Below are 10,671 nucleotides of genomic sequence, written 5' to 3'. Positions count from 1 at the left end.
CTACAAACTCCGTTCGACTTGCATGTGTTAGGCACGCCGCCAGCGTTCATCCTGAGCCAGGATCGAACTCTCAGTTTTATATACCAATTATTCTCTGGTTCAGAATTACACTGACTTCTCAGAATAATTCTGCTCCGCAATTGATTTAAAATCAATTGGTGATTGGTGGCTAAACCAATCATAATTTACCTTGTTAGGTTTTGTTCTCTGAATTTCTTTTGTTTCAATTTAATTGAAACGCTGGAATTTTCAGGGTTGCATTACTATTTAATTGTCAAAGTTCTTTAGTTTGTTGTGACTGTCTTGCTCGCCGCAACGTGTTATATCTTAACTCGTATTGGTTTGTTTGTCAACAACTTTTTTGATTTATTTGAAAAAATGTTATTTTTGAAGTTTTTATATGTTTCAAAAATATCTTTTCTCATTTTCAATCTTTTGCCTCTGCTATTTCTACAAAACCAATTCATTCGAGGATGATTATATTTTGTTTCCGCTCGCAGCGACGTATATTAGAATAACTCCATATCCATATAAAGTCAACAACAATTTTGAGACTTTTTTTCGTTTATCCGATCATTGTCTATGCTCATAATGATATAAGGATATTTTGCGCACTTTGTCCGTTTAACTATATCTCATTTTGCAAAAACTTTATGCAGTTAAGCAGGCACAAAAATGCGCACTGCCGACTGCATAAATAGTTAAAGTAAACAAATTGTAATCAATCATTTTTTTCCATGCTTTGAGATGTATTATTATTCAATTCACCATTCTCTTCATGATTACTTCGAAGTTCTTTTGGAATAGTTACAAGAACTTTCATAATTCTATGCTGTTGTATGCCTCTTGCAGCAAGCGAGATACCATTTTCCATTTTTACCACTTCCCTGTTGTACGGTATCCTGTCAAGACATTCTATCATCAGTCCACCAATCGAGTCATAATCGTCACTTTCAAGACTGGTGTGCAGAACATCATTTATATCATCTAGTTTCATGGCTCCTTCGATAAGATATTTTCCTTCGCCTAAATCTCTTATTTGCTCTGCTTCATCCTGATCATATTCATCTCTTATTTCACCTACGATTTCTTCCAATAAATCTTCAAGTGTAATCATTCCAACTGTTGCACCATATTCCGATAAAACAAAAGCCACATTTGAAGCTTTTGCTCTCATCTCTTCCATCAAATCGGCTGTTTTTTTGTATTCGTACGTATAAGATGCTTTTCTAAGATAGTCTTTAACATGGAAATTTTTTCCATCTTTTACAAAGAAAATGTCTTTTATATTTATAAGTCCAATTATATTATCCTGATTGTCTTCGTATACTGGAAGTCGAGTGTACATTTCTTTATGAAAGCAGCTTTTTACTTCCTCATATGTAGCCTCAGCTGAAACACATGTCATATCTATTCTTGGAATCATTACATCTTTGGCAACTGTATCCCCAAAATCGAATACATTGTTTATCATTTCTTTTTCTTCAGCTTCGATTACACCATCCTGATGACTGGCATCAACATACGTTCTAAGTTCTTTTTCTGTAATTGCTTTCTTAAAATCTCTTTCAATGTGCAGCATTTTAAGAACACTTCCTGCCATAATGTCAACAACATAGACTAGCGGTGTAAAAATCCTCATTAAAAATAGTATTATTCCTGCATACCTTAGAGTTGTTTTCTCTGCCTGAGCTGTTGCTGCCGATTTTGGTGCTATTTCGCCAAATATTAGAACAAGTACAGTCAGAATTCCTGTTCCAATTCCGACAAAAGAACTTCCGAAGATTTTAGTAACTATAATAGTAGCAAGTGAGGACGCTGTAAGATTAACTATATTATTCCCCAACAAAATTGTTGATAGAAATTTCGGATAATGATCTAGTATATATATTACTTTTTGAGCGTTATGATTTCCTTCCTCTTCAAGCGCTTTTATACTGATTCTATTAACCGTTGAGAAAGCTGATTCCGCCCCTGAAAAAAACGATGATAAAATCAGCAAAATCATAAGCACAATACTCTGAACTATAGTTACTTTTTCCAAACTGTCCATTAAACCTCCAAAAATCAACTTGCTTCCTTTGCCTTTTTTATAAGTGGAATTTCTGTTCCACTATCAAGAAGATCTATTATTTGCAAAGGATTAGTGATAATAGTATTAGCATTGTTTTTTTTCAAAAAATCTCTATCTCTAAATCCCCATTCACAACTTATGCACGGAATATGTGAATTATAAGCTGTATTTATATCAACATCAGAATCTCCAACATAGACACACCTTTCCACTGGTGAATCCAAGCGTTTCATCGCTTCGATAACCGTATCAGGTGCTGGTTTTTTACGTATTTTCTCAGACTCTCCAATAGCAACACTTATATATTCTTTAAAATACATTTGAGCCAGTTCTGCAGTTGCCTTTTGATATTTGTTGGACACAATTGCTAGTTTATAACCTTCTTTTTTCAGCCTATCTAAAAGCTCCATTATATTATCATATGGCTTTGTATTGTCGTTACAGTGGATAAGATAATGTTCCTTGAAATCTTTAAATATCTGTTCGAACTTTTCTTCGTTTGTCCCAGCCTCAACTGCTCTTTCCATGAGCTTTCTGACTCCGTTTCCTACAAACATTCTCACTTCTTCAAGACTACGTTCTGGCATATTATGCTTTTTTAGCGCATAACATGTACTGTTCTTCAAATCTTCCAACGTGTTCAGTAATGTACCGTCCAAATCAAAAATAACGGTATCATATTTTCTGCCTTTCATTAAATCACCTTCTTTAAAAATCCTATGGCTATTTTTATCGTTTTTCATGTTACTATATAACTACATAATTTTTACTACTCGAAAAGCCTGCAAACGGCCTTAAATTAGCTAGAAAATTTTAACTTCTTGATGAGATTTATGATAATCATTAGCAAGTTTTTTACAAATTTTCAGATTAGTAACTTCTTATGTTTGTAACCTTCAAACTTGAAAGGATATAATTCATGAAAACGATTTATCTCAATATTAACAATTTTAGAAATGCAACGCAACCATATGAAAACCAGCCTTTTAATATCAGATATAAAAAATGGCTTGAGATTATTCCTTCATCCCGCATCGAACATATTAACAAATTCAAAGGAGAAGATGATAAACTTCGTTCTCTTGCCGCATCCATTCTCCTGAATATGTGCGTCTATGAATATGTCTCTTCATCGAAAAATGCATCTCCTGATTATTCTATACAGGTTTCTGAATATGGCAAACCTTCTATACCTGAATATCCATCACTGTCTTTTTCACTTTCACATTCCGGAGATTATGCTGTTATCGCTTTTGCAGACAAAAAAGAGTGCAATCAGATTGGTATTGATATTCAAAAAAGAAACGAAAAAAAATCTGTTCTAGATATTGCCAAACACTTCTATTCAGAGGCAGAAAAAAGAATTATCGAGTCCGCAGAATCAGATAATAAAGACGCTGCCATAAATCTTTTTTATGAAATCTGGTCAGCCAAAGAAGGATACATTAAATGTACAGGGCTTGGATTATCTGAAACTTTATCCGATTTTTCTGTTGTTCCAAAAGAAGAATACTGTATAGAACAATGCAATAATAACAACTCACCTATTAAAAAAAGTTTATCTATAATAGGTGACATTTTCACTGATAATGGTGTAAAAGAAGCTTTTTTGGATAATTCAGGAAATTTTATTATAAAAAATTTCTCAATTAATTCTAACTGCTACAAAGCAAACAAAAGTATTAATTCAGACGCTTCTTCTGAGTCACAGTTTATTTATAGTTGTTTTCCAAAAACCAAAGAATATATTATTGCAGATAGCAAGAGCAGAGAACTTCTAGCTTTTGCAGCAAAAGTTCCCTGCCCTTTAGATTATTCTTGTACTATATGCTTTAAGTAAAAACTATTAGTTCAATGGATTTTTATAGAATTCTTTAAACTCTGTATATCCCTGCTCATTAAGTTGCTGCTTCTGGAATTTCTTGTTTTTATTCATTCTAACTACAAGAATCTGCTTTCCAGAAGCTCTTTCTTCTTGAGCTTCTCTAATGATATCAGAAAGTCTTTCTCCTGCAACACCTTTTTCGATAAGATATGCAGTCTTATCGGAAGTACCAGGTACAACAAAACCTTCATCCATCATAATCATAATAATACGCTCAAATCCAATTGAAAAACCACACGCCGGAGTATCCTGACCAAGGAATTTTCCAACCATCTTGTCATATCTTCCACCGCCACCGCAGCTTCCACCGTACTGTGGCATAGCAATTTCGAATATAGTTCCTGTATAGTAATTCATACCTCTTACGAGTGTAGGATCAAATACAAGTTCAAAATCAGCAGCTTTATTGGACTCAACACTGTTAATGATTTCTTCAAGATTATCACGTACGCCTTCTTCAAGATATTCACCAAGTGTATCTGATATAAATCTTACTGCATCAAGACCTTTCTTTTCTTCCAATCCTCTGAATATATCAAGGTACTTTTCAATAGATTCTTTGGAGAATCCATCTTCTTCAAGTTCTTTTGCTACCCCATCAAGGCCAATCTTATCCATCTTATCAAGAGTAATAAAAACTGAATCATAAGCTTCTTCTGCAAATCCGCTATAAGCAGCCATAGCCTTTAAAATTCTTCGCTCATTTATTCTGATTTGAAATCCTTTAAAACCAAGTTTTCCTAGTGTTGTTGTGGTAGCTAAAATAAGCTCTATTTCAGCAAGATTGCTAGGCTCGCCAAGAATATCAATATCACACTGCATGAACTGACGATATCTTCCTTTTTGCGGTCTATCTGCACGCCATACATATCCCATCTGCAAAGCCTTAAAAGGAGATGGAAGTTCATTTGCATGATTAGCATAGAAACGAACAAGCGGTACAGTCAAATCATATCTAAGTCCAGAATCTGTAAGATCATTTTCTTCTTTTGCGGTATCAATATGGAGCTTTTCTCCTCGCTTCATAATCTTAAAAATAAGCTTCTCATTGTCACCACCCTGCTTACTATTAAGGTTCGCCAAAGATTCTACGCACGGAGTTTCAATTGATGTAAATCCAAATTTAGCATAAGTTTCTTTAATAACTCCTATAACATAATCTCTAAGCTGCATCTCAGCAGGCAGAACATCTTTCATTCCTGTAACGGGTTTCTTTATTAATGCCATGAAAAAATCTCCTTAATATATCAATAATTAATAATCACAATTCAAACATACACTATCTTACTCAAAGAGGTTGTATTTGTAAATATTACTATTTACCAAAATCTTTCAGGAAAAAGCGAAAATACTTTACTCTGCTAACAAAACAGAGTTTTTGAAATATTTTTTTACATCTCCATATGAAATGCTTACAGCCATCTTATCTTCTGTTCCACCTTCCAGCATTCCGACATAGTTTCCGTATTCGTCGAAAGTACCTGTTCCACTCATCCCATCTTCAACATAGCAGTTTATATAGAGCATGTTCTTATTTAAACTTTCAACAAAAGCTTCTTTTTGAATAACTATTCCTGTAAAACTGGTATCAGCAACTTTATCTTCTGCTTTTTTTTCAAGAAGTGCGCTTCTTTCTATCTGCTTTGAATGAATCAAAAAAATGATGGAATTATCAGAAAGTCTATCATTTGATACATCATCAAGTACTACACTTTTTAATTCTTTCTTAACTTCTTCATCTAAATGTTTTGGATCAATTTTTAGAAAAGCAATGTCTAAATCTTTATCATAACATTGCAATTTCGCTTCTTTTGTCACTCCATTAAAAAAAGTTACATAGCACTTATTTTCATTAGAATAATCCAAATATTTTATTACGTGATAATTTGTTCCAATTATAATTCTCTCTTCATCTATAAGAAAAATATTACCACTGCCAAAACATCCTGACACAGATGGATTTGTTATGTCATTTTTATCTGGCGAAAGTGAAAAATCAAAAACATGAATCTGAACTTCTGTCCTCTTTGCGTTTTCAAATGCTTCAGACACATTTGCATTTTCAAGAACAGTCATTGAATAGTCACAAGGTTTAATATTACCTTTTTCTTTGTGACATGAACAAAGTAATATCCCTGTCAGTACTACCAACAGGGATATTTTTATTTTTTTAATATAATAATTATATTCTCTCATTTTTCTCTCTAAAGTGTGAGAAGGACTATAAGCCGGGTTATGTCGAGAATGATCATCTATCTAGCACGTCTGTTACCAGCCGTTTCAAGCGACCCACCTGAAAGCTCACCGAGCAGGGTCAACGCTTTCTATTCGGTCTTGCTTCGGATAGGGTTTACATGGCTACCGATGTTACCATCGGCACGGTAGTCTCTTACACTGCCTTTCCACCCTTACTAACCTTGCAAATTAGATAAAATCAAAAATGCAAGCTACAGATACTTCTTCATAAGAAGCATTAACTGCGTGTTAGCGGTTTATTTCTGTTGCACTTTCCCGGGAGTTGCCTCCGCCGGCCGTTAGCCGGTATCCTGCTCTATGAAGCCCGGACTTTCCTCACCCGCACCCTTTCGGGACTTGCGGCCGCGATCATTTATCCTACTCACACGTTTATTTACTTTACTCCTATAGAAGCTTTCTTGTCAAGTTTTATTAAAAAAACTACTCAAACTGGTCATTTAAAAAGGAATGTAAATGACAAAAATCTATACTTTTTTGTTTTATATAATCTGTTCTGATGTTTGTATATTTCGTCGCAGACACGCTTTCGCTTGATTATAAACGTAATGGTTCGTAATGCGCTAAAAACCGGGGCTTACGAACCAACGTTTATAAACAGTTCTGCTCATGAAATATTACAAGCCATCAGAACTCATCTAATTAGTTCAAATAACAAAAATCTATGACTTCTTGCTGAGATTTGGGATAATCATCAGCAAGAATCCTGCTTCGCAGGACAAAATTTGTCTTAACGACAAATTTTGGTCTGGTACGGTTCTTGATTTTCCTGATGAAAACAATAACCTATGACTTCTTGCTGAGATTTAGGATAATCATCAGCAAGAATCCTGCTTCGCAGGACAAAATTTGTCTTAACGACAAATTTTGGTCTGGTACGGTTCTTGATTTTCCTGATGAAAACAATAACCTATAGATTTTTGTCACTACGTTCCAAAAACTACGCAAACTGGTCATTTAAAAAGGCTTCGCCTTGGACCAGTTTGCCGCTTGACTTTTGTTCTCACGAAACTCGCAGTAAATGCGAGTTTCTGAATGAAGTTGACAAAAAGTTATACATTAAATATGCTTCCACCGACAAATTCTCTAACTATTGAATTTCCTGGAAGTTCAGATGAATCAATACCTATAAAATAATCCAAAAACTTCAAAAGCCTTTTAGCTTCATAGTATTCCGGATCATCCTTTGTGATTGAGAATAAAAGCGGTTCTGCCTGATTTTTCAATACTGCCAGTTCGTAAATCTGAGCGGAATTAAACATTTCATCTGCACTTTCCTGGAACGGGAATATATTTTTTTCTTCACCAGCGCGCACAAGAGGCCACATATGAATTGTTCTTCGTCCTGAGGCACCTCTTGTCCTTGCATCGCGTACCATTCTGCGAATTAGCCTTGCATCAGTTGTAGATATTCTATTATGTGCATCTACGTTAAGTGTTGTCAGAGCGCTTACGTAAACTCTAAATTTTGATTCCTTTGGAAGGGAATAACTCATCTGATCATTCAATCCATGTATTCCTTCTAAAACCAGAACATCACTTGCACCAAGTAAAAGCTTATCGCCCTTATACTCTCTTGTTCCTGTAACAAAGTTAAAAACAGGCATTTCTATTTCTTCTCCGTTAAGGAGTCTTGTCATATCTTCATTAAATTTAACAAGATCCATTGCCTCAAGAGACTCAAAATCATAATTGCCATTTTCATCTTTCGGAGTATCAATTCTGTTCTTGAAATAGTTATCCAAAGAAATAAGATGTGGAATCATTCCATGTGCTCTTAACTGGATAGACAAGCGATTGGCGAAACTTGTTTTTCCTGATGAACTAGGACCTGCTATCATCACGAATTTAATGTTAGAATTACTGTAAATTTTTTCAGCAATCTGACCTATTCTATGCTCCTGAAGAGCTTCCTGAACCAAGATGAGTTCACTTACCTCACTTCTACATATAGCATTATTCAAATCGCCAACATCATCAATGCCCATTTTGTGTCCCCACTCATTAGACAAAAGCATCTGATCTACAATTTTTTCTCTCGGTGCAAATGAATGAATGACAGTAGGATCTGAAGTTGGAGGAAGATTGAGCATTATTCCATTTCGATATTTTTTCACTTCAAACGCTGTAACATATGATGTATTAGGGAGCATATATCCGTAAAAATAATCACAAAAACCATCCATTCTGTAAACGTTGATTTCACTGGCTCTTCTATATCTAAACAGATTAACCTTATCCATCATTCCCTGTTCACGAAAAATCTCTCTAGCATCATCAAGTGGGTACGTTCTTTTGGTGATTGGGAGTGCACTTTCTCTCATTTCTTCCATTCTTTTCTGGATTCTTAACACAAGCTCATCTGTAACTTCTACATCACCGAAAAGATGACAAAAAAATCCATAGCCAACTGAAAACTCAACTTTTGTTCTAAGTTTTGGTTCAACGTCATGAACTGCTTTTATAAGCATCATAGTAGCAGTTCTGCAATACGTTTTGTGGCCAATATTATCAGAAGTTGTAATAAATGAAACCACTCCATCTTTATCGACTCTTTTAAACAATTCCTGGATTTTTCCATTAAAGATTACAAGTGCAATCTGATTAGAATATCTAACCTGATATTCATTTGCAACATCTTCGAATGTGCATCCTTTTTCGTAATTCTTTTTTTCACCCTGAATGATTAATGTTGGCATATTCTCCCTCCTGTTCTTGTCAAATATCAAAATATGGAGCTTTAAATTCTGCGCACATTACCTCCAATGATGGAAATTCCCTATGAAGATAGTCTCTCATGTACGGGATAAATATCTTTTCAAGTCCATAGTGACTCGCATCTATTATAGGAAGTCCCTGTGATACAGCATCTATTCCTTCATGATGATCAATATCACCTGTAATAAGAACATCAACTTTCTTGTCTAAAGCTTTACCAATTACACTTTTGCCAGATCCCGGACATATAGCCACACGATGAATTTTTTTGTTCAAATCCCCATAGACACGAACACTTCCGATATGAAAACACTTTTTTACAAAACCAGCACATTCTTTTAATGTCATTGTTCCCGGAAGATTTCCGATTCTGCCAATGCCTTCTCTTGATATGTCATCTTCAAATGTGACATCTAATACGTCACGTCTTTCCAATTCCATCTCATCTGCTGCCGCATCTGCCATTCCCATCACATCAAAATTGGTGTGCATTGCAAAATAACTTACATCATAACGCAAAAGTCTTACTATTCTTCTTCCAATAAAATCTTCATCACTGACTTTTTTAATGCCTTTAAAAATAAGCGGATGATGTGTAAGCAACAAATCCGCGTCACGTCTTATTGCTTCATCTACCACTTCATCAGTAGCATCAAGCGCTATAAAAACACGCTGAACCTCCTTGTCTTTGCGTCCTGCAAGTAGTCCTACATTGTCCCAACTTTCAGCATAAGAAGGTGGAGATAACTGTTCGAGATGATCAATAACTTCACTTAACTGCATCGCAATACCCCTCATTAAACACAAAGAAAAAATATATAAAAAGCTATCTATCATAATGTCACTGATTTCAAAATCAAAGTAACGAAAGAATAGCTTCTATATCAGATTTTTCCTCATTGATTTCCTTAATTCGTAACATTTTCTCTGTTGTGGTCGTATCCTTAATCTTATATAAAATTGTATCACACACTCTATTACTATGCATTAAAAAGCGATAAAGATCACTTCTTTTACCTTCATCTTTTCTTGTACAAGAGTACATAATAATGCAAGGTCCAAATCTGTCGCAAATGCGAACAGCTTGCTCAAAAGAAGTTTCTCTACCGTTTTTTTGTAAATTGGTCATAAGAAAATCTGCAGCTTTTTCATAGATTTCAGAAAGGTTTTCTTTGCATGAAAGGTCAGAGCACTCCGCTTTTATCACAGGATAATATTTCCCATCTTCTTCAATAAATTTTTCAGATATAATACTATATCCATTTTTTCTAAGATATTTTCTAAAGCAAAGAATATCTGACTGTGGTTCCAAAATCAGATATTTTAATCTCTTTTCTCTTGGATTTCCCTCTTCAAGAATTTTTACCATTAATGGACCGCCCATTCCTGCGCAAATCATCTCATCAGCTTCGCCTTGTGAAAGCTTTTCAAGTCCATCTGATAATCTAAGCATTATCTTATCCTCAAGTCCATATTCTGCAACATTTTGCCTTGCCCTATCTAATGGACCTTTCCTAACATCCATAGCTATTGCCTGATTTACTTTCCCACTTCCTACAAGATATATAGGAACAAATCCATGATCAGTTCCGACATCTGCAATTTTACTACCTTTATCTACCATGTCAGCAACTGCCTGTAATCTTTTCGATAATACAGGAAGGTTAACGAGTGACTTTTCCTTAACATTTGATGGACTATTATCTGTATTATTATCTATTTTTTCCATTACTTCTCCAGT

At 34.8% G+C, this 10,671-nt stretch carries 8 protein-coding genes, 1 rRNA gene and 1 other RNA gene; 1 reads left to right on the top strand and 9 read right to left on the bottom strand.

The window, feature by feature from the left end:
- The 3 genes from G634_RS0111325 to G634_RS18955 form a co-directional block, all read right to left on the bottom strand.
- Nucleotides 1-78, bottom strand: a 16S ribosomal RNA gene (locus tag G634_RS0111325); the annotation flags it as partial.
- 643 nt (nt 79-721) lie between these two features.
- Nucleotides 722-2,053, bottom strand: a complete 1,332-nt coding sequence (locus G634_RS0111320) for an HlyC/CorC family transporter (protein ID WP_035799783.1) — start codon at nt 2,051-2,053, stop codon at nt 722-724.
- Nucleotides 2,054-2,067: 14 nt separating this feature from the next.
- Nucleotides 2,068-2,769, bottom strand: a complete 702-nt coding sequence (locus G634_RS18955; protein WP_051233878.1) for an HAD family hydrolase — start codon at nt 2,767-2,769, stop codon at nt 2,068-2,070.
- A gap of 224 nt (nt 2,770-2,993) precedes the next feature.
- Between G634_RS18955 and G634_RS20400 the strand changes: the two genes are divergently transcribed.
- The gene (locus G634_RS20400; RefSeq protein WP_051233876.1) at nt 2,994-3,914 is read left to right on the top strand and encodes a 4'-phosphopantetheinyl transferase family protein; all 921 of its coding nucleotides are present in this window, start codon (nt 2,994-2,996) and stop codon (nt 3,912-3,914) included.
- A gap of 6 nt (nt 3,915-3,920) precedes the next feature.
- Here G634_RS20400 and hisS read toward each other — a convergent pair whose 3' ends face one another.
- The 6 genes from hisS to G634_RS20395 all read right to left on the bottom strand — a co-directional run bounded on the left by hisS (nt 3,921) and on the right by G634_RS20395 (nt 10,659).
- Nucleotides 3,921-5,186, bottom strand: coding sequence for a histidine--tRNA ligase (gene hisS, locus G634_RS0111305; RefSeq protein ID WP_026505386.1), 1,266 nt, complete (start codon nt 5,184-5,186; stop codon nt 3,921-3,923).
- Between the two features lie 126 nt (nt 5,187-5,312).
- Nucleotides 5,313-6,155 (bottom strand): S1 family peptidase, encoded by an 843-nt coding sequence (locus G634_RS0111300; RefSeq protein ID WP_026505385.1) that lies wholly within the window; start codon nt 6,153-6,155, stop codon nt 5,313-5,315.
- A gap of 12 nt (nt 6,156-6,167) precedes the next feature.
- An RNA gene (gene rnpB, locus G634_RS20405) (RNase P RNA component class A) lies at nt 6,168-6,579 on the bottom strand.
- A 685-nt stretch (nt 6,580-7,264) separates the two neighbouring features.
- Nucleotides 7,265-8,911: a nucleoside kinase gene (locus G634_RS0111295; RefSeq protein ID WP_026505384.1), complete on the bottom strand. Its 1,647-nt coding sequence runs from the start codon at nt 8,909-8,911 to the stop codon at nt 7,265-7,267.
- 19 nt (nt 8,912-8,930) lie between these two features.
- Complete coding sequence (locus G634_RS0111290; RefSeq protein WP_026505383.1) at nt 8,931-9,713, bottom strand: Nif3-like dinuclear metal center hexameric protein; 783 nt, start codon at nt 9,711-9,713, stop codon at nt 8,931-8,933.
- A 73-nt stretch (nt 9,714-9,786) separates the two neighbouring features.
- A complete protein-coding gene (locus G634_RS20395) occupies nt 9,787-10,659 on the bottom strand; it encodes a class I SAM-dependent methyltransferase (protein WP_051233874.1) in 873 nt (290 codons plus the stop codon).
- Between the last annotated feature and the right edge of the window lie 12 nt (nt 10,660-10,671).

Source organism: Butyrivibrio sp. NC3005, from assembly GCF_000424545.1.
GTDB lineage: Bacteria > Bacillota > Clostridia > Lachnospirales > Lachnospiraceae > Butyrivibrio.
This window is presented reverse-complemented; position numbering and strand designations above follow the sequence as displayed.